Genomic DNA, 523 nt, shown 5'->3' with positions numbered 1-523 from the left:
AACCATCATTTATAAAAACGAAGGGGAAAAAAAGAGGGATTTTCATACTTGGATCAGGAACTGAAACTGATTATCTTGATTTTATCTATAGAGATGATGTAAATCTTGAGAATATTGATATTTTTATTAAAACAATATTGATGGATTTTTCAGTAAACCAGTTTCACTTTAATCTAATTTCAGATAAGTCTATATTAAGTGAGTACTTAGAGACAAATGATAATGCTGAAGAGTATATAATGAACGAGTGCGCTTCAATTAAGTTAAGCGGTACATATGAATCTTACTGGCTAAGTCTAAAAAAAAATGTGAGACAGAACTTAAGAACGGCAGAGAATCGGTTAAAAAAAGATTCACTTCAATACAAATTTGAAATGTTGGATGGGCAAAAGTTAGATTTTCATACGGCGACACGTTTACAGAAATTGTACGAGTCGAGAAGATTAATAAAAAACTCAAATCAAAGATCTTTTAAAAAGATAATTATTAAATTATATAGAAAAATATTGAATAAAAGATTCAA

Annotated in this window: 1 protein-coding gene; it reads left to right on the top strand. The window is 28.1% G+C overall.

Going from position 1 to position 523, the window contains the following annotated elements; all coding sequences use genetic code 11:
• A partial coding sequence (locus tag ON063_RS14820) for a hypothetical protein (protein ID WP_274665653.1) occupies positions 1-523 on the top strand: 523 nt, incomplete at both ends.

This window comes from Exiguobacterium sp. B2(2022), from assembly GCF_028823655.1.
Classification (GTDB): Bacteria; Bacillota; Bacilli; order Exiguobacteriales; family Exiguobacteriaceae; genus Exiguobacterium; species Exiguobacterium aestuarii_A.
Note: the sequence above shows the minus strand (reverse complement) of the source record. Positions and strands in the feature narration are given on the sequence as shown.